Raw genomic sequence first — 19708 nt, 5'->3', positions numbered from 1 at the left:
CGCGGCGGGGATTATTTCTTTAGCGATTGCAGGCGTTTGCGTTCGGTTTTCCACAGGGAATCGAGCGTGGCGCCTGCATCGCCCGACACCCGGCGGCGAAGCACGACGCCTTTCAACCGCAATTTGCGCCCGGCGAATATCCGCCCCTCGGTGGTGAACACCACATCATAGATCGCCCGGTCGGTACGCTGCTGATCGCCCGACCAGTAGCGGGCGGAAATCTCGACCGGCACGCGCCCCTGCACCGCATCCGGCCCGCCATCGGTCATGTCGAGCAATTGGTTCGCGAACCAGTCGGCATCGATTTGCGGATCGATCAGCGTTTGCTTGGTCGCTACGCCAATTGCGGGCGGAAAGCGGATATCCGCGCTCTGAATGCTATGCCCGGCCTGATCGGTGAGGGTCAGAACGCTCCCGCCATGTTTGGGTTCGCCGACCAGCGAGACGAGCGCCGCCTCATGCGCTGCCTCGCGGTTTTGCAGCGCCTGTTTCGCTTCCTCCGCAACGCGCGCCGCTTCCTGGCTCTTGCGCATCGCAACATTGTTCCACAGCGTCGCGGCTGAAATCACCAACGCCAGGATGCCGAGCACTTCGGCCAGCGTCAGCCAGCAGCGGCGGCTGCGCGCCTCGCTTTCGCTGCGCGCGGGCGTCGGCGGGTCGACCGGATCGGGATCGCTCATCGACCGCCCGCCTCCAGCAAGCGGCGCGGCGCAACCATTTCCCAGCTGATGGCGATTCGATCGGCCACCCCGTCCCAGTCGCTATCGTCGCGGTCCACGCGCATGCCGACCCAGCCCGACGGTCCGAGATAGGGCGGCTTGTAATACAGATCGGGCTCCGCCTCGATCAACATGGCCTGCTCATCCTCGCCGCTCGTTTTGACCAGCACTGCGATCCGGCCATCGTCATGATGGTCATGGCTGAGATAGGCGAACATCCTGCCGTTCTCGATATGGAAGGCAGGCATGCCGTGCGACAGTTTTTCGCACGCCTCGGGCAGCGCAAGGCAGAGCGGACGAAGTTTTTCCAGCATTGCCTGCGCCTTGGGTGTCATCGCTTCACGAACTCCGCCAATATCTTCGGGTATAGCCGATGTTCCTCGATCAATACGCGCCCGGCAAGGCTTTCCGGCGTGTCGTCGGGGAGGATCGCGACCTCTGCCTGACCGAGCACATCGCCGCCGTCCAGCTCTTCGGTAACGATATGGACCGAGCATCCGGCCACTGCGTCCCCGGCCGCCAGCGCTCGCTGATGCGTGTCGAGGCCCTTATATCTGGGCAATAGCGAGGGATGGATATTGATGATCCGCCCGCGCCAGCGCGCAACGAAATCATCCGAAAGCAGGCGCATATAGCCGGCAAGCGCGATCACCTCGACTCCCGCATCGCGAAGCGCTGCGTCGATCTTCGCCTCATACTCCGCCTTCGCCATGCCCTTCGGCGATTGGGCGAAAGTCGCGATTCCCGCGTCGGCGGCCCAGATCAGTCCGGGTGCCTGCGGCCGGTCGCTCGCCACCAAAGCGACTTCATAGGGGCAGTCGTCGCCGCGCGAGGCTTCGACCAAAGCTGCCATATTCGATCCGCGCCCGGAGATCAGGATGCCGACGCGGCGCTTATCCTGCATGGCTTGCCGACCAGTCGTTGCGCGCGCTCCAGATGCCCGCGCTGCCCGAAACGGTGCACCCGCGCGTACCGCTCTCTACCTGACCGATTCGCGAAACCGATTCGCCCGCGGCTTGCAGCGCAGCCGTTACAGTCTCCGCTTCATCAGCGGATACGAACACCGCCATGCCGATGCCGCAGTTGAACGTCCGGGCCATTTCCTCGGGCTCGATATTTCCCTGTGCCTGAAGAAACGCCATCAGCCCCGGCTGCGCCCAGCTGTCCGCGTCGACCTCTGCATGGCAGTCATCCGGCAGCACGCGCGGGATATTTTCAAGCAGACCGCCGCCGGTGATATGCGCGAGGCCGTGAATTTTTCCGGCGTTGAGCAGCGGCAACAGGCTTTTCACATAAATCCGCGTCGGTGCCATCAGCGCGTCGATCAGAATCACGTCCTGATCGAACAGAGCGGGCCGGTCGAGTTTCCAGCCCTTGTCGGCGGCAAGGCGGCGGACCAGCGAAAAGCCGTTCGAATGGACGCCCGACGATGCCAGGCCGAGAATCGCATCGCCCGGCTTCACTTTGGTCCGGTCGAGCAGATTACCGCGCTCCACCGCCCCGACACAGAAACCGGCAAGGTCGTAATCGCCGTCCGAATACATGCCCGGCATTTCCGCCGTCTCGCCGCCGATCAGCGCACAGCCCGCCTGTCTGCAGCCCTCGGCAATCGAGGCGATGACGCGCTCGGCAACCGCATTGTCGAGCTTTCCGCTCGCATAATAATCGAGGAAGAACAGTGGCTCGGCACCCTGAACGATCAGATCGTTGGCGCACATCGCGACCAGATCGACGCCGACCCCTTCATGCCGTCCGCTCTCGATCGCGAGCTTCAGCTTGGTGCCGACCCCGTCATTCGCGGCGACCAGCAGCGGATCGGTGAACCCGGCTGCTTTCAGATCGAAAATACCCCCGAAACCGCCCAGATCGGCATCGGCCCCGGGCCTGCGCGTTGCCCGGGCAAGCGGGCCGATGGCGCGCACCAGCGCGTTTCCGGCCTCGATCGAAACGCCCGCCTGGGCATAGGTATAGGGCGCTCTGCCCGTCTCATCATTGCTCATGGAAGCATCTGCTAAACAGATCGCGCTTGGATTTCCACGCCCGGTTCGCCAAAAGGGCGCGGAAATGATCAGGCGTCCGCTCTCCATCCTCTCGCTTGCCGCACTCGCTGCGGGTATCGGCGGCATCGCGCATCTCGCCACGGCCCAGTCGGGCGGGATTCAAATCAACGCACCGCTTACCGATACCGGTACGTTCGAGGTGACGGGGATCGATGTCGATGTCCGCGCAAAGGCCGCCGAACAGGCGCGCGAAGACGGCTGGAAAATCGCGCAGCGTCTGGGCTGGGACAAATTGTCGCGGCGGCTGACCGGCAAAGGCGGATCGTTGCCCGATTCGACGCTGAACGATGTCGTTGCCGGAATCGTGATCGAGCATGAGGAGATCGGTCCCGATCGCTATATCGCGCGGCTGGGCGTGCTGTTCCGGCGCGACCGGGCAGGGGCGATGCTGGGCGTTGCGCAGCGCGTGACTCGCTCGGCACCGATGCTGGTGATTCCGATCGAATGGTCGGGCGGCACGGCCACCGCGCTGGAGCGCAAAACGCCGTGGGACGAAGCATGGGACCGGTTCCGGACGGGCAGCAGTTCGATCGACTATGTCCGGGTCGGCGGCACCGGTCCCGATCCGCTGTTGCTCAATGCCGGGCAGGCCGATCGGCGCGGGCGCAACTGGTGGCGCTCCACGCTCGACCAATATGGCGCGCGCGACGTGTTGATGCCCGAGGTGCGGTTGCAGCGCCAATGGCCGGGCGGTCCGATCGTGGCGACGTTCGTGGCGCGTCACGGCCCCGACAATCTCGAAATTTCGCGCTTCAGCCTGAAGGTCGACAGCGCGGATGGCCTTCCTGCGTTGCTCAACGCGGGCGTACAGCGGCTTAATTCGATTTATGAACAGGCGCTCGCCAACGGGACGCTTAGCGGCGATGACGGGCTTGCGAACAGGCCGCCGCTGCCGCAGGCACCTGAGGAAGACGCGGCCCCCGATAGCGAATCGGATACGGTGATCCAGCCGCTGCCGGGCGATACGCCCTCGGCCGCGACCACCACGATCAGCATTCAGTTCGACACGCCTTCTGCGGGTGCGGTGACCAGCGGCGAAACCGCGCTGCGTGCGGTTCCCGGCGTGCGCTCGGCAGCGACCAGCAGCCTTGCGCTCGGCGGTGTGTCGGTGATGCGGGTTACCTATGACGGTACCCCTGCGGGCCTTGCCGCCGCGTTGCAGGCGCGCGGCTATCAGGTGCAGCAGGCGGGCACGACGCTGCGTATCCGGCGATCGGGCGGCGGCGGTGAAACACCGGCGGCGGACAATAGCGCGGGATGAGCCAGCTCGAGCTGCCGCTCGACTGGCCCGCCGATTCGAGCGCGGATATCTTTCTGGTCGGTGAGGCGAATGCCCATGCCGTCCAGATGCTTGACCATCACGCCGCATGGCCGGTGCAGGCGGCGATCCTGACCGGACCGCGCAAATCGGGACGCAGCAGGCTCGCCCGCGTCTTTGCCGCGCGAACCGGGGGCAGGGTGATCGACAATGCGCAGCAGGCAGATGAAACCAACCTGTTCCACGCCTGGAACGAAGCGCAGGCGGGACATGTCCCCTTACTGATGATCGCCGACAGCGCGCCGCCCGAATGGGAAGTCGGCCTTCCCGATCTGCGCTCGCGCCTTGCGGCATCGCCGATCCTGACGATCGCCCCGCCCGACGACGGCCTGATCGCCGATCTCTTCGAATTCTGGTTCGCCCGGCGGGAGATCGTCGCCGGGCCGGATGTCATCCAATGGCTGTCGGCGCGAACCGAACGCAGCTATGTAGCGTTATTGTCAATCGTGGACACTATCGAGGAGGGATTGCGCGGAGGCCGGGGCAGGCGACTGACTGTCCAGCGCGTGCGGACCATGTTGTCGTCGCGCGTTCGTGACGGGAACGCACAGGAACAAGGAACCGATTGAACGATGAGCAGCCAGCCTTCCGTCGCGAACGATACGACCCCGCAAGTCGAAGGCGGCAGCGAAAGCCGGTTTTTCAACCGCGAACTTTCCTGGCTGTCCTTCAACCGGCGGGTGCTGGAGGAAGCGTGCAATCGCGCGCATCCCTTGCTCGAACGGCTGCGCTTCCTGTCGATCTCCGCATCCAATCTCGACGAATTCTTCATGGTGCGCGTCGCCGGACTGAAAGGCCAGCAGCTGCAGAATGTCGAGCAACGCTCGGCGGACGGCCTGACCCCGACACAGCAGCTCGCCGCGATTGCCGAGACCACCAGCGAGCTGGTGGACGATCAGCAGGCGGTGTGGCGCGATATTCATGGCGAGCTCGCCGATGCGGGGATCGATGTGCTCGATCCCGCCACGCTTGAGGGCGAAGCGCTTGCGGCGCTGGAAGCGCATTTTCGCGAATGCATCTTCCCTATCCTGACCCCGCAGGCGCTCGATCCGGCGCATCCCTTTCCTTTCATCCCGAATGGCGGCCTCAGCGTCATACTGGATCTGAAGCGCGAATCGGACGGGGTGGATGTACGCGAGCTTGTGCTGCTCCCCGCGAGCACACCGCGTTTCGTTCGCCTGATCGGTGAGCGGGCACGCTATGTCGCGGTGGAAACGCTCATCAAACGGTTTTCCGACCAGCTTTTCCCCGGCTACCGCGTCGAATCGGCCGCTGCGTTCCGAATCCTGCGCGACAGCGATATCGAGATCGAGGAAGAGGCAGAGGATCTGGTCCTCTATTTCCGCAGTGCGATCAAAAGACGGCGGCGCGGGCGAGTCATCCGTCTGGAGGTCGAAACCGATATGAGCGACGAGCTCGAATCGGTGCTGAAAGAGGAACTGGGCGGAATCGACGCGCTGATGATCGAAACCGGCGGTTTTCTCGCCATGGGCGATCTCGCCGCGCTGGTCGATGAAGACCGGCCCGATCTGAAATTCACGCCGTTCAGCCCGCGCTTTCCCGAGCGGATCCGCGAATATGGCGGCGATTGCTTCGCGGCGATCCGGGCGAAGGATATTGTCGTCCACCACCCGTATGAAACCTTCGACGTGGTGCTCGCCTTTCTGAAACAGGCGGCGCAGGACCCCGATGTCGTGGCGATCAAGCAGACGCTGTACCGCGCGGGTAAGCAGTCGGCCGTCATTCAGGCGCTGATCGCTGCGGCTGAAGCGGGAAAATCAGTGACGGCGGTGGTCGAGCTGAAAGCGCGGTTCGATGAGGAGCAGAATCTGCTCTGGGCCAATGCGCTGGAGCGCGCCGGAGTGCAGGTCGTGTACGGCTTTATCGACTGGAAGACGCATGCCAAGGTATCGATGGTCGTTCGCCGCGAAGGCACGGGTTTTCGGACCTATTGTCACTTCGGTACCGGCAATTATCACCCCGTCACGGCGAGGATTTACACGGATCTAAGCTTCTTCACCGCCGATCCGGCGATCGGCCGCGATGCCAGCCGGATTTTCAATTACATTACCGGCTATGTCGAACCCGGCGATCTGGAATGCATGGATATTTCGCCGCGCGACATCCGGCCCAGACTGACCGAACTTGTTGATCAGGAAATTTCCCATGCCCGGTCGGGCAAACCGGCCGCAATCTGGGCGAAGATGAATTCGCTGGTCGATCCTGCGATGATCGAGAAGCTCTATGAAGCGAGCAACGCCGGGGTTGAGGTCGATCTGATCGTGCGCGGCATTTGTTGCCTTCGCCCCGGCGTGCCGGGCCTGTCGGACAATATTCATGTCAAATCCTGTGTCGGCCGCTTTCTGGAGCACAGTCGGATCTGGGCCTTCGCTAATGGCAAGACGCTGCCCAATGACGGGGCGAAGCTTTTCATTTCCTCGGCCGACTGGATGCCGCGCAATTTCGATCGCCGCGTCGAATATATGCTGCCGATCACCAATCCCACGGTGCACGACCAGATCCTCGATCAGGTGATGGTCGCTAATCTGATAGATACCGAACAAAGCTGGGAACTGCATCCTGACGGTCGCTATGTCCGCTTCGAAAAGGGTTCACGGCCGTTCAACCTGCACCGCTATTTCATGACCAACCCATCGCTATCGGGGCGCGGCGCGGCACTGGAGAGCGGCGAATCGATGCCGAAGAAACTGTCGCTGCGCCGTCGCCGTGTATCGAATCGCGAGAGCGAAGCGTGACCGCCCAGACCGCAATGCTTCCCGTTCGCAGGCAGCGCCGCCATCATGCGGCGGTGCGAACGCGCGGCGCAATTATCGATATCGGCTCCAATTCGATCCGGCTGGTCGTCTATGCCGGTCCGACGCGTATCCCCACGATCATGTACAATGAAAAGGTGCTGGCGGGGCTGGGGCGCGGTCTTGCCGAGAACGGCCGGATTTCGGATGAATCGATGGCGCTGGCACGACCGGCGCTTGCCCGGTTCGCGGCGCTTTGCCGGGAGATGGAGGTCGATGACCTGCGCTGCGTGGCGACGGCGGCGGTGCGCGACGCCGAAAACGGCGGCGAATTTCTCGATATCGCAAAGGCGCTGGGGCTGAAGGTCGAGCTGCTGTCGGGAGAAGATGAGGCGGTTGCTGCCGGGCATGGCGTGCTTGCCGCCATCCCCGATGCCGACGGCATTGTCGGCGATCTGGGCGGCGGCAGCCTTGAACTGGCCCGCGTGCATGACGGCGAAGTGCATGAACGCGCATCGTTTCCACTCGGCGTGCTGCGCATCGGCAAACTGCGTGCCAAAGGCAAGCGGACGCTCGAAAAGCGCGTCTCCAAGATGATCGGCGATGCGGGCTGGAAACATGCCGGGGCAGGGCGGCCGCTTTATATGGTCGGCGGTTCCTGGCGCGCGCTCGCCCGGCTCGACATGCACCTCAATCAATATCCGCTTCCCGTCATCCATGGCTATCGCATGGACCGCGACGCGATCGAGCGGCTTCGCCGGACGATCGCGCATATCTCCAAAGGGCGGCTGCGCGATATTCCCAATCTGTCGAGCGGCCGTATCGCGACGCTGAGCGAGGCAGGCGCGCTGCTCTCCGTACTGATGGACCAGCTCAGGATCGACGAAGTGCTGGTATCGGCGTTCGGATTGCGCGAGGGCCTGTTCCATCAGGGCCTCGATCCGGAAGAGCGCGATCGCGATCCGCTGCTCGTCATGGCGCATGAAGAGGCACGGACCCTGGGGCGCTTTCCCGATCATGGCGACCTGCTGCACGACTGGATCGCGCCGCTGTTCGGGGAAGAGCAGGATCGCTATCTTCGCCTGCGCCATGCCGCTTGCCTGCTCGCCGATGTCGGGTGGCGTGCCAATCCCGAATTTCGCGCCGAGCGCGGGCTTGAGGTCGCGCTGCACGGCAATTGGGTGGCGATTGACGGATGGGGCAGGGCGCTGCTCGCCCAGGCGCTGTTCACTGCATTCGGCGGCGGGATGAGCAGTCCCGAGCCGCTCGTCCAGCTCGCGCCCGATGACGATCTGGAACGGGCGAAGAAATGGGGTCTTGCGATCCGCCTCGGGCAGCGCTGGAGCGGCGGTGTTGCCGGACCGCTGGAACGCTCACGGCTCGCCGGCGACGACACCATGCTGTCGCTCAACATCGGGAAGGCCGACCGCGATCTGTACAGCGATACGGTTGAGCGCCGCCACAAGGCGCTCGCTGCCGCGATGAACCGGGAGGCGCGGCTGAGCGGCCTGTAGCGCCGCGATCAGCCGCAGGCGAAGCCGGTTACCATATTATCGCGCGTAATATCGATATTCAGCCGGTCGGTGCGATAATCCATCGTCACTGCCATGCCGGGCTTGCGCCAGCGCACGGTCTTCGCGCCTGACATCCGCAGCGCCTTTGCCGCGAGGTCGGGTGTTCCCTTTTGCCCTGTCAGCGAATCCAGCCCTTCGGTACTGCATGCGCTTTTGCCAAGCGGCGGAACGGGTTCGGGCATCGCGGCATCCTTGTCAGCCGTATTTTGCATACAGGCACCGCAAAACAGTGCAGGGGCAAGCGCGATCAAAGTGTTACGGATCATTCTTCATCCTCCGTGCGAGTCATTTTCAGCTTACCACCCCGCACGGTGAACCCCAGCTGACCCTCGACCAGCGCAAGCGCGTCGCGCCCGAACTGTTCGAACCGCCACCCCTTCAGGATCGCGAGATCGTCACGCTGTCCGGCCGCCAGCGCCTCCAGATCGTCCGACCGGGCGAGCAAACGGGCAGCGACGTTGATCTCGCGCGCCCTGATCTTGAGCAGCAATTTGAGCAGATCGGCGACCAGCGCTCCTTCCTTGCCCAAAGCGGGCTTGCGATCGTCGCGCGAGGGCATTTCGTCCGAGGGCAACGGCTTTGCAGCGCCGATCGCATCCATCAACCGCCCGCCGATATCGTTCGAAGCCCATGCAGCAGATAGACCGCGCACCTTTGCGAGATCGCCCTGTTTGCGCGGCGGATGCGCGGCGATGTCGGCCAGCGTCTCATCCTTGACGATTCGCCCGCGCGGCAGATTCTTGTTCTGCGCCTCTTTCTCGCGCCAGCGCGCCAGTGCCTTCAACCGCCCGAGAACATCCGCCTTGCGGCTGGGCGTGCGGACGCGTTTCCACGCAAGATCGGGATCGTTGAAATAATGGGCGGGATCGGCAAGCCGCTCCATTTCCTCGTTCAGCCAAGCACCGCGCCCGGTAATTTTCAGCTTTTTCAGCATCATCGGAAAGATTTTGGCGAGGTGCGTGACATCGGCGATCGCATAAGTGATCTGCCGCTCATCAAGTGGACGGCGGCTCCAGTCAGTAAAGCGCGCGCCCTTGTCCACCGTGATGCCGAGATAGGAATCGACGAGATTCGAATAGCCGATCTGCTCGCCCTGACCCAATGCCATTGCCGCGACCTGCGTATCGAACAAAGGTTGCGGCGTCTTGCCGGTGAGATTGTAGACGATCTCCAGATCCTGACCGCCCGCGTGAAAAACCTTCAGCACGTCGTGATTGTCGGTCAGCAGGTCGAGCAGGGGGGTAAGGTCGATTCCCGGCGCCATCGGATCGACCGCCGCAGCTTCGTTTTCGTCCGCTATCTGGATCAGGCAAAGCTCGGGCCAGTAGCTGTTTTCGCGCATGAACTCCGTGTCGACCGTAATGAAGTCGGCATTGGAAAATCGCGCGCAGAGATTTGCGAGGGTAGCGCTGTCCTCGATCAGACCGTGAATATGCATCATCCCCCCATATACGCCCCGTGCGGGTTGACAAAGTGGTGTGTGATGCGGTTTCGCGCGGCCACGGATTTTTACGCACCGCAGGCTTCGGCGCCGGCTGGATTTGTCTTGTCCTTACGGACACGGGCAGTACGGTTTTTTCGCCCCGTCACGCGGCAAACAGGAATATGAAGCAGATGCACGCCTATCGCACCCATAATTGCGCTCAGCTACGGGCCGGTGATGTCGGTTCCGAGATTCGCCTGTCGGGCTGGATCCATCGCAAGCGCGACCATGGCGGTGTGCTGTTCGTCGATCTGCGCGATAATTTCGGCATCACCCAGATCGTCGTCGACAGCGATTCGCCTGCGCTGGAAACGCTCGACCGGCTGCGCGTCGAATCGGTGGTGACGATCGACGGCGCTGTGAAGAAGCGTTCGGACGAAACCATCAACGCGAACCTGCCCACGGGCGAGATCGAGGTATATGCCCGCAGCGTCACCGTGCAGTCGGCGGCGCAGGAACTGCCCATGCCGGTGTTCGGCGATTCCGAATATCCGGAAGATATTCGCCTTCGCTATCGCTATCTCGATCTGCGTCGAGAGAAGGTGCACAAGAATATCAAGCTGCGCTCCGACGTGATCGCGTCGCTTCGCCGCCGGATGATCGATCAGGGCTTCACCGAATTTCAGACGCCGATCCTGACCGCATCTTCACCCGAGGGCGCGCGAGATTATCTGGTGCCCAGCCGCGTGCACCCGGGCAAATTCTACGCGCTGCCGCAAGCGCCGCAGATGTTCAAACAGCTGCTGATGGTGGCGGGCTTCGACCGTTATTTCCAGATCGCGCCGTGCTTCCGTGACGAAGATGCCCGCGCAGACCGCAGCCCCGGCGAATTCTATCAGCTCGATTTCGAAATGAGCTATGTCACGCAGGAGGATGTGTTCGCCGCGATCGAGCCGGTCCTTCACGGCGTGTTCGAGGAATTCGCGAACTGGGAAGGTAAGGGCCGCACGGTCAGTGCGCTGCCGTTCCGCCGCATCCCCTATCGCGAATCCATGCTGAAATACGGCAATGACAAGCCCGATCTGCGCAATCCGATCGAGATCACCGATGTTTCGGCGCATTTCGAAGGGTCGGGCTTTGGTCGCTTCGCTTCGATCGTGGAAAGCGGTGACGTCGTACGAGCCGTGCCGGCGCCGAAGACGGCGGAGAAGAGCCGCAAGTTCTTTGACGACATGAACACATGGGCGCAGGGCGAAGGCTTTCCCGGCCTTGGCTATGCGACGCGCAAGGGCGGCGAATGGGGCGGCCCGATCGCGAAGAATCACGGGCCGGACAAGATGGACAAGCTGGCCGATGAACTCGGCCTTGGTCCCGATGACGGCATCTTCTTCGCAGCGGGCAAGGAAGCGCAGGCGGCCAAGCTTGCGGGGCTTGCCCGTACGCGGGTTGGCGAGCAGCTCGACCTGATCGACGCCAGCCGCTTCGAATTCTGCTGGATCGTCGATTTCCCGATGTTCGAATATGATGAGGACGCGAAGAAGGTCGATTTCAGCCATAACCCCTTCTCGATGCCGCAGGGTGAGATGGAGGCGCTGGAAACGCAGGACCCGCTCGATATCCTTGCTTATCAATACGATATCGTCTGCAACGGCGTCGAACTGTCTTCGGGCGCAATCCGGAACCATCGCCCGGATATCATGTATAAAGCGTTCGAGATCGCCGGGTATAGTCAGCAGGATGTAGACACCAACTTTGCCGGCATGATCAACGCGTTCAAATTCGGTGCACCGCCGCATGGCGGTTCGGCGCCGGGCGTCGATCGCATCGTCATGCTGCTCGCCGATGAGCCCAATATCCGCGAAGTGATCGCCTTCCCGATGACTCAGCGGGCCGAGGATCTGATGATGGGTGCGCCCAGTCAGGTTTCACCCAAGCAGCTTCGCGAACTCAACATCCGCATTGTTGAACAGCCGGGACAGGCAGCAGCGAAGAAGGAGCCGACCGCCACGGTCGCACCGGACGCAGGCTGAGCCGGTGAACCGCGCAACGGATCAGGTGGTCGATTTCGTTCTTGAGATCGACCGCATGCTGCATGTCAGGATCGGCGCATGACGATCAATCTCTCCGATTATGAGCGCGGCAAATCGTTTGACGGCGATTATGACGAAGCGCTGAAGGCGCTGCAAAAGCGGCTCGGCCATGTTCAGGTCGCGCATATCGTCCACAAGCGCGCGGCGATGATCGTACTGGAAGGCTGGGACGCGGCGGGGAAGGGCGGCGCGATCAAACGCATGACCGCGCATTGGGACCCGCGCTATTTTCAGGTGTGGCCGATCGCAGCGCCCAGCCCGGAAGAAAAGGCGCATCACTTCCTCTGGCGCTTCTGGCAGCGTCTTCCCGCACTTCGCAATATCGGCGTGTTCGACCGCAGCTGGTATGGCCGGGTGCTGGTCGAGCGGGTGGAAAACTATGCGAGCGAGGCCGAATGGCGCCGCGCCTATGACGAAATCAACCGGTTCGAGGCGCAGCAGGCAGATTGCGGCACGACGATCGTGAAGTTATTTTTCCACGTCACGCAAAAGGAACAGGACCGGCGTCTGAAAGACCGGATCGACAATCCGTGGAAGCGGTGGAAAACCGGCGCGGAAGACTATCGCAATCGCGCGCGGCGCCCCGATTATCTTACCGCCATGCACGACATGTTCGCGCATACCGATACAGACCATGCACGCTGGACGGTCATAGATGCGAATGACAAAAAGGCAGCGCGGATCGCTGCGCTGACGGCGATCGCCGAACAGCTGGAAGCCAGAATATCGATGGAACCGCCGCCGCTCGATCCCGAGCTTGAAGCGCTGGCACACCGGATGCTCGCAAAATCGCCTTAATGTCCGGTGCCGCTTACCAGCCGCATGTCCTGCGTGGTGGCGAGATCGGATGCGAGAAGCCATCGCAATGCGTCGGATTCTTCGCCGAAACATTGTGCATCGCGCTGATCAATCGCGCGCACCAACTGTCGCATGGTAAGCGAAGGGCGGATAAGAAATGCCAGCTTCCGCGAGCGATGACGCGGGTCGCCGAGCAGATTGCGAAACGCGGCCACGACCTGCTGCGACTGAATTTTCATCTCCCGCACATCGCTGAGCGTCAAATGCTGGTTGGGCCTGCAGCGCAATGCTTCATGCGCCTTGTTTCGCGCCCGAACAAAATCCTCGACATCGCTGACCTCATAGAGGCCGGACAGCTTGATCCGAACGAGATCGCGGGAAGGATCGACAAGAATGAAGAAACGCGCACTCATTTCGTTTCGATGCCATAGACATGGCTTACCGATGATGAATAGCGCTACCGTATCTTCACGATAGCGCCTGCGGATCACGCCGGCGCAAAATTCCCATCGTCCGCCATGACATGCAAAATGCCGTCGCGAATCGCGAAATAAGAGCCGTGCAGCCTTAATGTGCCGGCACGCAGGCGGTCTTCGACAAAGCCGAAGGTGCGCAGATTAGCGAGCGAAATGCGAACCGTTTCCAGCTCCATGGCACGCGCGCCCTCTTCACCATCGCCATGTTCTGCGACGATACGGTCGCGGGCGTCGTCGAGCATATCGACCCAATGCGCGATAAAGCCGCCCTCACCCTGAGGCGCATCGTGAAAGCGGCGCGATAACGCTGCCTGACACCCCCCGCACGAACCATGGCCCATCACGACGATATGCGGCACTTCCAGCTGGGTTACCGCGAATTCCAACGCGGCCGAAACACCGTGGCGGCCGCCGCCTTCTTCGAACGGGGGGACCAGATTGGCGACATTGCGGACGACGAAAATCTCGCCGGGCGAGACGTCGAAAATCTGCGCCGGATCGACCCGGCTGTCGGAACAGGCAATGACCATCACCTGCGGCGATTGTCCTTCGCGCAGTTCGGCCCAGCGCTCATGCTGACGCGGCCAGTCATTGTTGCGGAATCGGCGATAACCGTCGAGCAGTTGCGTAAATCCGTTCATGCTTTTCGGTAAAGCATCGCTTGCCGGGGCTGGCAAGGGGCGGAGAGGATCGCTATCTGGAGCGGCATGACCGACCAAACCGACATCGCCCCCGCGCCACGTCAGCGCAAACCCGACTGGATTCGCGTAAAAGCACCGACTTCGGTCGGTTTTGCCGAGACCAAGAAGCTGATGCGCGAGAAGAACCTCGCCACGGTGTGTGAGGAAGCTGCCTGCCCGAATATCGGCGAGTGCTGGACGCGCAAGCACGCAACCGTGATGATTCTGGGAGACACCTGCACGCGCGCCTGCGCCTTTTGCAATGTGAAGACCGGCATGCCCCGCATGGTGGATCCCAAAGAGCCGCAGCATGTCGCCGATGTCGCGGTTCAGATGGGACTGAAACATATCGTCATTACGTCGGTCGATCGCGACGATCTTCCCGATGGCGGCGCACGCCAGTTCGTGAAGGTGATCGAGGCGTTGCGTGCACAGGCACCCGATACGACGATCGAAATCCTGACCCCCGATTTCCGCAACAAGGTCGATTCGGCGCTCGAGATGATCGTCGAGGCGCGGCCGGATGTGTTCAATCACAATCTCGAAACCGTGCCGCGGCTCTATCCGACGATCCGCCCCGGCGCGCGTTATTATGCGTCGCTTCGCCTGCTCGAGCGGGTGAAGACGCTCGATCCGTCGATCTTCACCAAATCGGGCATCATGCTCGGTCTTGGCGAACAGCGGCTCGAAGTGCATCAGGTGATGGACGATATGCGCTCGGCCGATATCGATTTCCTGACGATGGGCCAGTATCTTCAGCCGACGCCCAGGCACGCCAAGGTCGCCGATTTCGTGACGCCGCAGGCATTCGACGCTTATGCCTCGATCGCGCGCGCCAAAGGATTCCTGCTGGTCGCCAGCTCGCCGCTGACCCGGTCAAGCTATCATGCGGGTGACGATTTCGAACGGCTTCGCGCCAATCGGGAGGCGCGGCTTGCGGCGCAGGCTGCGAGAGGCTGATGCCCAAACATACTGAGACGCGGCAGCTTCCTTATAGTCCCGAGCAGATGTTCGACATGGTCTCCGATGTCGGTGCCTATGACGAATTTCTGCCCTGGGTCAGCGCCATTCGGGTTCGTTCGCAAAGCGATACCGAAATGGTCGCCGACATGATCGTCGGGTTCAAGGGGCTGCGCGAAACCTTCACCTCGCGGGTGCAGATGGAGCGGCCCGACCATATTCATGTCGAATATGTCGACGGGCCGATGAAATATCTGCACAATGACTGGAAATTCCGCCCCGACGGGCAGGGCGGTTGTCTGGTCGATTTCTGCGTCGATTTCGCGTTCAAGAACCGGATGTTCGAAATGCTGGCCGGGCAGGTGTTCGACCGGGCGCTGCGTAAGATGATCGGCGCGTTCGAACAACGCGCCGATGCGCTTTATTCGAACGCTTCGTCTTCCTCCGAAAACGGCTCAGACCCCGGCATCAGCAATTCGAGCGCGCATAACGCCGCCTGAAGCCGGATCGATCCGCGCCCGTCATCGTCGAACTTGCGCGAATCGGCGACGACATTTTGAGGATCGGCGCCGCGTTCGGCGCGTGCGAACACCACCGTGCCGACCGGCTTCTTTTCGGTTCCGCCCCCGGGGCCGGCAATACCGGTAATGGCGACCGCGACATCGGCAGTGCTTTTTTCCAGCACGCCCTGCGCCATGCTCCATGCCACCGCGATCGAGACCGACCCGAAGGTTTCGAGAAGGTCGAGGCTCACGTCGAGAACGCTGAGCTTCGCATCGTTGGAATAGGTGACGAACCCGGTTTCGAACACGTCCGACGACCCCGGAATTTCAGTAAGCGCAGCGCTGACCAGCCCGCCGGTGCAGCTTTCGGCAAGCGCGATGCGCCGATTGGCGGCGCGATTGGCATCGACCACCCGTTTTGCGGTGTCGTACAGCTTGTCGGGAAGAACGCGGTCGATCATCATTTATTCTCCGTCGCGTCGCAAATTTTGAACAGCGAAACCGCATCGTCAACGCGCCCGCTTTTGGCGGAGCGGTGTTCCAGCCCCAGCCGCGCCACCATCACGAGCAGCCCCGAAAGGCTGCTTGCGGGCAGCGGGTCGACCAGCGCAAGGCCGCGATCGATTCGCTTACAGCCCTTGCTGTCGATATTGCTGGTGCCGAGTTTGTTGCGAACCAGCTCATCGACCAGCGGCTGCACCATTTCGGGCGGCAGGGTGCTAAGGTCGAGGTCGGTGCCCGCAATGCGGTTGATGCCGCGCATCGCGCTCCTGAACTGCCCCCGGGCCTCACCGTCGAGCTTGCTGAGCAGCCGGTCGCCCGATTGCTTCAGATATGCATCCCGGGACAGCATCGGCGCGCAGCGGGTGCGTACCGCCCGCACTGCGCTCGGCAAAAACACTGCGGCCACGGCCTGCGCATCGGCGGCGGGAATGCACCGCGCCTGCGTTTGCGCCTGTGCCGCGGCGGGAGCGAATGCGATTGCGCCCGTCATGGCCCAGCCAAACGCCGCTGCCGGGACGTTTCGAAACTTCATCGGGTAAACTCCGCAATACTGATAGTGGCAATCGCCTGCGCGGCGATTCCCTCTTTGCGACCGGTAAAGCCCAGACGCTCGGTCGTCGTCGCCTTGATGCTAATCCGGCTCTCGGGCAGCCGCAACAACCCGGCGATCCGGGCGCGCATAGCGTCTCGATATGGACCGACCTTCGGCGCTTCGCAAATGATCGTGAGGTCGATAAAATCGATCCGCCCGCAAGCGGCGAGGACCAGATCGCGCGCATGTTCGAGAAAGCGCGAGGAGGGGGCGCCGCGCCATTGCGCGTCGCTGGGCGGGAAATGCGTGCCGATATCGCCCGCTCCGGCAGCGCCGAGCAGAGCGTCGGTCACCGCATGCAGCGCGACATCGGCATCGCTATGCCCCGACAGCCCCTTATCGTGCGGGATCAGAATGCCGCCGAGCCACAGTTCCTCACCCGCGACGAGCCGATGCACATCGAAGCCCATGGCGGTGCGGACATGCGACGATGCGGCAATCTTCGCTTCGGCGGCGGCGAAATCGTCGGGATAGGTGACTTTTTCAAGCATAAGGCTGCCTTCCACCAGCGCGACGACAATGCCGGCCGCGCGCGCGATTTGTGCATCGTCGGTTGCTTCGCGATCTGCGGGCCAGTTTCGATGCGCCGCCATAATGTCGGAAAACACGAACGCCTGCGGCGTCTGCACCCGCACGAGCCGGTCGCGCGGTACCACATCGCCCAGATGGTCGGCACCAAAGGCGAGCGTATCGGCAACCGGCATCACCGGAACCGCGCCGCCATGCGTTTCGAGCGCGGCGAGCAGCGAATCGATGACGGCGGCCGGAAGAAAAGGGCGCGCCGCATCGTGGATCAGCACGCGCTGCGCTCCACCCGATGCAGCGACCGCCTCAAGCCCGGCCAGCACGGATTCGCGCCGAGTGACGCCGCCGGGGACGAGCGTAACATCGCCCAGCGCAGCGCGGGCCGCTTCCTCCTGATCGCCGCCGATGACGACGATCACGGTATCCACTCCGGGATGCGCGGCAAAGGCGGCGACGCTGTGCGCGACCATCGCGCGACCGCCCAGCGGGGCATATTGTTTGGGTGTGGCGGACCCCGACCGGGTCCCTGTCCCGGCCGCGACGACGATTCCCACGGTTCGCTTCGATGTCATGAGCGCGCGGTAGCGCAACACCTCGCCGCCCGCCAGCCTTGCGAAAATACCATGACTCCCGTAAGGAGCTGCCTGAATTTCAGGCATAGCTATGACTTTATTGCACCCAATCCAGATCGGGCCGGTTCGCATCGATGCGCCGGTCCTGCTCGCGCCGATGACCGGCGTTACTGACCTGCCGTTCCGCCGCATCGTGCGTCGCTTCGGTTCGGGTCTCAACGTCACCGAGATGATCGCGAGTCAGGCGGCAATCCGCGAAACGCGCCAGTCGGTGCAAAAGGCCGCATGGGACCCGATCGAGGAACCCGTGTCGATGCAGCTCGTCGGCAATACGCCCAAAGAGATGGGCGATGCGGCGAAGCTGAACGAAGATCGCGGCGCGGCGATCATCGATATCAATATGGGCTGTCCGGTGCGCAAGGTGACCAACGGCTATGCCGGATCGGCGCTGATGCGCGAACCGAAGCTCGCCATCGAGATCATCGAAGCCACGGTGAAGGCGGTGTCCGTGCCCGTCACGCTGAAAATGCGGATGGGCTGGGATCATAACAGCCTCAACGCTCCCGAACTCGCCCGCGCGGCGGAGGATATCGGGGTGAAGATGATTACCGTCCACGGACGCACCCGGTGCCAGATGTATAAGGGCAGTGCCGACTGGGCCTTTGTCCGCAAGGTCAAGGATGCGGTCAGCGTCCCGGTGATCGTCAATGGCGATATCTGTACCGTCGGGGATGCGCGGGAGGCGCTGCACCAGTCGGGCGCGGACGGGGTGATGGTCGGGCGCGGCGCCTATGGCCGGCCCTGGCTGCTGCGTCAGATGATGGACGCGCTGACCGGCGGCGAGGCGCGGCCGGATCCGACGATCGACGAGCAATATCGCGTCATCATCGATCATTATCAGCAGATGCTCGACCTGTATGGCGAGCAGGTCGGCGTCAACATGGCGCGCAAGCATATCGGCTGGTATACCAAGGGGCTGACCGGATCGGCCGAGTTTCGCAACAAGGTCAATCAGGAGCCGGATTCGCGCCGGGTGCTTGCGATGCTCGCCGAATTTTACGCGCCATGGCGCATTCAGGCGGCCGCTTGAACGGCGCGGAAGCCGCGTCGATTGCGGGTGAGGATCTGTTCGCGTCGCTTCCCGTCGCCGCGCTGTTGATCGGCCCCGATGAATGTGTCGCGCGCGCCAATGCAGCGGCGGAGCATCTGCTCAACCAGTCGGAACGGGCCATGAAGGGGCAGCGGCTCGACCGGCTGATCGAGCCGCCGTCGGGCTATGCCGACCGGCGGCCCGGGCTCGGCTTCGCGGCGTTCGATGCCGATATCCGTATCCGGCGCGGTGCGGATATCCGTGCTGATTTCGTTGAGGGCTTTGTCGCCGACCGGCCCGAATGGCGGATCGTAACGCTGCATCACGCGCCCGCCGGGCGACGCATGGGCTATGGCATCGATCGCAGCGCGGGAGCGCGGGCAGCGATCGGCGCGGCTGCGATGCTGGCGCATGAGATCAAGAACCCGCTATCGGGCATACGCGGAGCGGCGCAATTGCTTGCCGCCGGGGTGGACCAGCCGGAGGAACTGACCAGCCTGATTACGGCGGAAGTCGACCGGGTCGCTGCGCTGATCGACCGGATGGAGGATTTTACCGACACCCGGCCGCTCGAACTGCGCGCGCAAAGCATCTATCCGCTGCTCGCCCATGCCCGCTCGCTTGCCGAAGCGGGGTTCGCCAGCGATATCGAGATGGTCGAGGATTATGACCCTTCGCTTCCGCCCGCATTGCTCGACCGTGATGCGTTTCTGCAGCTTGTGCTGAACCTTATCAAGAATGCCGCAGAAGCGCTTGATGGGGTGCCGGATCCACGGATCACGATTTCGACCGCCTTCCGGCACGGCATGTCGGTCAGTGTCGGCCCGGGGCATCCGCGCCGCCCGCTGCCGATCGAAATTACGATCAGCGACAATGGCCCGGGCGCACCTGCCGATATCGCCGAACATCTGTTCGAACCCTTTGTGTCGGGCAAGCCCGAGGGAAAGGGGCTCGGCCTGCCGCTGGTCGACAAGCTGATCCGCGACATGGGCGGCATCGTTCATTATCAGCGCGAAGCAACCGACCCGCCGACGACCGAATTTCACATCTTTCTGGCAAGGGCATAGCATC

General features: G+C 62.7%; 21 protein-coding genes. 11 read left to right on the top strand and 10 right to left on the bottom strand.

Annotation, left to right across the window (positions count from 1 at the left end; genetic code table 11):
• Positions 1 to 11 precede the first annotated feature (11 nt).
• From EV664_RS01665 to purM, 4 genes are read right to left on the bottom strand one after another with little or no spacing between them, the layout of a single operon-like run.
• Positions 12 to 680 (bottom strand): hypothetical protein, encoded by a 669-nt coding sequence (locus tag EV664_RS01665; protein WP_133493943.1) that lies wholly within the window; start codon positions 678 to 680, stop codon positions 12 to 14.
• Positions 677 to 1054, bottom strand: a complete 378-nt coding sequence (locus EV664_RS01660; RefSeq protein WP_133493942.1) for an MmcQ/YjbR family DNA-binding protein — start codon at positions 1052 to 1054, stop codon at positions 677 to 679. The genes EV664_RS01665 and EV664_RS01660 overlap by 4 nt, the downstream gene beginning before the upstream one ends.
• Positions 1051 to 1623, bottom strand: a complete 573-nt coding sequence (gene purN, locus EV664_RS01655) for a phosphoribosylglycinamide formyltransferase (RefSeq protein ID WP_229668029.1) — start codon at positions 1621 to 1623, stop codon at positions 1051 to 1053. The genes EV664_RS01660 and purN overlap by 4 nt, the downstream gene beginning before the upstream one ends.
• The gene (gene purM / locus EV664_RS01650; protein WP_133493941.1) at positions 1613 to 2719 is read right to left on the bottom strand and encodes a phosphoribosylformylglycinamidine cyclo-ligase; all 1107 of its coding nucleotides are present in this window, start codon (positions 2717 to 2719) and stop codon (positions 1613 to 1615) included. Before purM ends, purN begins: the two co-directional genes overlap by 11 nt.
• A gap of 64 nt (positions 2720 to 2783) precedes the next feature.
• On the opposite strand from purM, the gene EV664_RS01645 reads away from it, so the two are divergent.
• From EV664_RS01645 to EV664_RS01630, 4 genes are read left to right on the top strand one after another with little or no spacing between them, the layout of a single operon-like run.
• The gene (locus tag EV664_RS01645) at positions 2784 to 4040 is read left to right on the top strand and encodes a heavy-metal-associated domain-containing protein (RefSeq protein WP_133493940.1); all 1257 of its coding nucleotides are present in this window, start codon (positions 2784 to 2786) and stop codon (positions 4038 to 4040) included.
• Positions 4037 to 4666, top strand: a complete 630-nt coding sequence (locus EV664_RS01640) for a P-loop NTPase family protein (RefSeq protein WP_133493939.1) — start codon at positions 4037 to 4039, stop codon at positions 4664 to 4666. Before EV664_RS01645 ends, EV664_RS01640 begins: the two co-directional genes overlap by 4 nt.
• 3 nt (positions 4667 to 4669) lie before the next feature.
• Positions 4670 to 6853, top strand: coding sequence for an RNA degradosome polyphosphate kinase (locus tag EV664_RS01635; protein ID WP_133493938.1), 2184 nt, complete (start codon positions 4670 to 4672; stop codon positions 6851 to 6853).
• Between the two features lie 14 nt (positions 6854 to 6867).
• Positions 6868 to 8364 carry a Ppx/GppA family phosphatase gene (locus tag EV664_RS01630; RefSeq protein WP_133494212.1) on the top strand — a complete coding sequence of 499 codons (1497 nt, stop codon included), beginning with the start codon at positions 6868 to 6870 and terminating at the stop codon, positions 8362 to 8364.
• Between the two features lie 8 nt (positions 8365 to 8372).
• On the opposite strand, the gene EV664_RS01625 is transcribed toward EV664_RS01630, so the two are convergent.
• The gene (locus tag EV664_RS01625) at positions 8373 to 8690 is read right to left on the bottom strand and encodes an I78 family peptidase inhibitor (RefSeq protein ID WP_133493937.1); all 318 of its coding nucleotides are present in this window, start codon (positions 8688 to 8690) and stop codon (positions 8373 to 8375) included.
• Complete coding sequence (gene rnd, locus EV664_RS01620) at positions 8687 to 9862, bottom strand: ribonuclease D (RefSeq protein WP_133494211.1); 1176 nt, start codon at positions 9860 to 9862, stop codon at positions 8687 to 8689. The genes EV664_RS01625 and rnd overlap by 4 nt, the downstream gene beginning before the upstream one ends.
• Before the next feature lie 176 nt (positions 9863 to 10038).
• Between rnd and aspS the strand changes: the two genes are divergently transcribed.
• The 3 genes from aspS to EV664_RS01605 all read left to right on the top strand — a co-directional run bounded on the left by aspS (position 10039) and on the right by EV664_RS01605 (position 13166).
• Positions 10039 to 11877, top strand: a complete 1839-nt coding sequence (aspS, locus tag EV664_RS01615; protein WP_133494210.1) for an aspartate--tRNA ligase — start codon at positions 10039 to 10041, stop codon at positions 11875 to 11877.
• 78 nt (positions 11878 to 11955) lie between these two features.
• Complete coding sequence (locus tag EV664_RS01610) at positions 11956 to 12735, top strand: polyphosphate kinase 2 family protein (RefSeq protein ID WP_133493936.1); 780 nt, start codon at positions 11956 to 11958, stop codon at positions 12733 to 12735.
• The gene (locus EV664_RS01605) at positions 12735 to 13166 is read left to right on the top strand and encodes a hypothetical protein (protein ID WP_133493935.1); all 432 of its coding nucleotides are present in this window, start codon (positions 12735 to 12737) and stop codon (positions 13164 to 13166) included. The genes EV664_RS01610 and EV664_RS01605 overlap by 1 nt, the downstream gene beginning before the upstream one ends.
• Before the next feature lie 56 nt (positions 13167 to 13222).
• Here the strand turns inward: EV664_RS01605 and EV664_RS01600 are convergent, their stop codons facing one another.
• On the bottom strand, positions 13223 to 13852 hold the full coding sequence (locus EV664_RS01600) for a carbonic anhydrase (RefSeq protein WP_133493934.1): 630 nt from the start codon (positions 13850 to 13852) through the stop codon (positions 13223 to 13225).
• Between the two features lie 66 nt (positions 13853 to 13918).
• Between EV664_RS01600 and lipA the strand changes: the two genes are divergently transcribed.
• On the top strand, positions 13919 to 14851 hold the full coding sequence (gene lipA, locus EV664_RS01595; protein ID WP_133493933.1) for a lipoyl synthase: 933 nt from the start codon (positions 13919 to 13921) through the stop codon (positions 14849 to 14851).
• Positions 14851 to 15351 carry a type II toxin-antitoxin system RatA family toxin gene (locus EV664_RS01590; RefSeq protein WP_133493932.1) on the top strand — a complete coding sequence of 167 codons (501 nt, stop codon included), beginning with the start codon at positions 14851 to 14853 and terminating at the stop codon, positions 15349 to 15351. The genes lipA and EV664_RS01590 overlap by 1 nt, the downstream gene beginning before the upstream one ends.
• On the opposite strand, the gene EV664_RS01585 is transcribed toward EV664_RS01590, so the two are convergent.
• From EV664_RS01585 to EV664_RS01575, 3 genes are read right to left on the bottom strand one after another with little or no spacing between them, the layout of a single operon-like run.
• On the bottom strand, positions 15273 to 15818 hold the full coding sequence (locus EV664_RS01585; RefSeq protein WP_133493931.1) for a CinA family protein: 546 nt from the start codon (positions 15816 to 15818) through the stop codon (positions 15273 to 15275). The two genes, EV664_RS01590 and EV664_RS01585, sit on opposite strands and share 79 nt — an antisense overlap.
• Entirely contained in the window at positions 15815 to 16390 is a 576-nt protein-coding gene (locus tag EV664_RS01580; protein ID WP_133493930.1) for a hypothetical protein, read from the bottom strand. Before EV664_RS01580 ends, EV664_RS01585 begins: the two co-directional genes overlap by 4 nt.
• Positions 16387 to 17547, bottom strand: coding sequence for a bifunctional 2-C-methyl-D-erythritol 4-phosphate cytidylyltransferase/2-C-methyl-D-erythritol 2,4-cyclodiphosphate synthase (locus EV664_RS01575; protein ID WP_133493929.1), 1161 nt, complete (start codon positions 17545 to 17547; stop codon positions 16387 to 16389). Before EV664_RS01575 ends, EV664_RS01580 begins: the two co-directional genes overlap by 4 nt.
• Positions 17548 to 17638: 91 nt before the next feature.
• Here EV664_RS01575 and dusB point away from each other — a divergent pair, with 91 nt between their 5' ends.
• Both dusB and EV664_RS01565 read left to right on the top strand, forming a co-directional pair.
• The gene (gene dusB, locus EV664_RS01570; RefSeq protein WP_133493928.1) at positions 17639 to 18637 is read left to right on the top strand and encodes a tRNA dihydrouridine synthase DusB; all 999 of its coding nucleotides are present in this window, start codon (positions 17639 to 17641) and stop codon (positions 18635 to 18637) included.
• Positions 18613 to 19704, top strand: coding sequence for a two-component system sensor histidine kinase NtrB (locus EV664_RS01565; protein ID WP_133493927.1), 1092 nt, complete (start codon positions 18613 to 18615; stop codon positions 19702 to 19704). Before dusB ends, EV664_RS01565 begins: the two co-directional genes overlap by 25 nt.
• The last annotated feature ends 4 nt before the right edge of the window (positions 19705 to 19708 follow it).

The organism is Stakelama pacifica, from assembly GCF_004361835.1.
Lineage (GTDB): Bacteria > Pseudomonadota > Alphaproteobacteria > Sphingomonadales > Sphingomonadaceae > Sphingomonas > Sphingomonas pacifica.
This window is presented reverse-complemented; position numbering and strand designations above follow the sequence as displayed.

Excerpts from the sequence above, each read along its gene's own strand:
- EV664_RS01665 (WP_133493943.1), bottom strand. The coding sequence starts at position 680 with ATGAGCGATCCCGATCCGGTCGACCCGCCGACGCCCGCGCGCAGCGAA.
- EV664_RS01660 (WP_133493942.1), bottom strand. The coding sequence starts at position 1,054 with ATGACACCCAAGGCGCAGGCAATGCTGGAAAAACTTCGTCCGCTCTGC.
- purN (WP_229668029.1), bottom strand. The coding sequence starts at position 1,623 with ATGCAGGATAAGCGCCGCGTCGGCATCCTGATCTCCGGGCGCGGATCG.
- purM (WP_133493941.1), bottom strand. The coding sequence starts at position 2,719 with ATGAGCAATGATGAGACGGGCAGAGCGCCCTATACCTATGCCCAGGCG.
- EV664_RS01645 (WP_133493940.1), top strand. The coding sequence starts at position 2,784 with ATGATCAGGCGTCCGCTCTCCATCCTCTCGCTTGCCGCACTCGCTGCG.
- EV664_RS01640 (WP_133493939.1), top strand. The coding sequence starts at position 4,037 with ATGAGCCAGCTCGAGCTGCCGCTCGACTGGCCCGCCGATTCGAGCGCG.
- EV664_RS01635 (WP_133493938.1), top strand. The coding sequence starts at position 4,670 with ATGAGCAGCCAGCCTTCCGTCGCGAACGATACGACCCCGCAAGTCGAA.
- EV664_RS01630 (WP_133494212.1), top strand. The coding sequence starts at position 6,868 with ATGCTTCCCGTTCGCAGGCAGCGCCGCCATCATGCGGCGGTGCGAACG.
- EV664_RS01625 (WP_133493937.1), bottom strand. The coding sequence starts at position 8,690 with ATGATCCGTAACACTTTGATCGCGCTTGCCCCTGCACTGTTTTGCGGT.
- rnd (WP_133494211.1), bottom strand. The coding sequence starts at position 9,862 with ATGCATATTCACGGTCTGATCGAGGACAGCGCTACCCTCGCAAATCTC.
- aspS (WP_133494210.1), top strand. The coding sequence starts at position 10,039 with ATGCACGCCTATCGCACCCATAATTGCGCTCAGCTACGGGCCGGTGAT.
- EV664_RS01610 (WP_133493936.1), top strand. The coding sequence starts at position 11,956 with ATGACGATCAATCTCTCCGATTATGAGCGCGGCAAATCGTTTGACGGC.
- EV664_RS01605 (WP_133493935.1), top strand. The coding sequence starts at position 12,735 with ATGTCCGGTGCCGCTTACCAGCCGCATGTCCTGCGTGGTGGCGAGATC.
- EV664_RS01600 (WP_133493934.1), bottom strand. The coding sequence starts at position 13,852 with ATGAACGGATTTACGCAACTGCTCGACGGTTATCGCCGATTCCGCAAC.
- lipA (WP_133493933.1), top strand. The coding sequence starts at position 13,919 with ATGACCGACCAAACCGACATCGCCCCCGCGCCACGTCAGCGCAAACCC.
- EV664_RS01590 (WP_133493932.1), top strand. The coding sequence starts at position 14,851 with ATGCCCAAACATACTGAGACGCGGCAGCTTCCTTATAGTCCCGAGCAG.
- EV664_RS01585 (WP_133493931.1), bottom strand. The coding sequence starts at position 15,818 with ATGATGATCGACCGCGTTCTTCCCGACAAGCTGTACGACACCGCAAAA.
- EV664_RS01580 (WP_133493930.1), bottom strand. The coding sequence starts at position 16,390 with ATGAAGTTTCGAAACGTCCCGGCAGCGGCGTTTGGCTGGGCCATGACG.
- EV664_RS01575 (WP_133493929.1), bottom strand. The coding sequence starts at position 17,547 with ATGACATCGAAGCGAACCGTGGGAATCGTCGTCGCGGCCGGGACAGGG.
- dusB (WP_133493928.1), top strand. The coding sequence starts at position 17,639 with ATGACTTTATTGCACCCAATCCAGATCGGGCCGGTTCGCATCGATGCG.
- EV664_RS01565 (WP_133493927.1), top strand. The coding sequence starts at position 18,613 with ATGGCGCATTCAGGCGGCCGCTTGAACGGCGCGGAAGCCGCGTCGATT.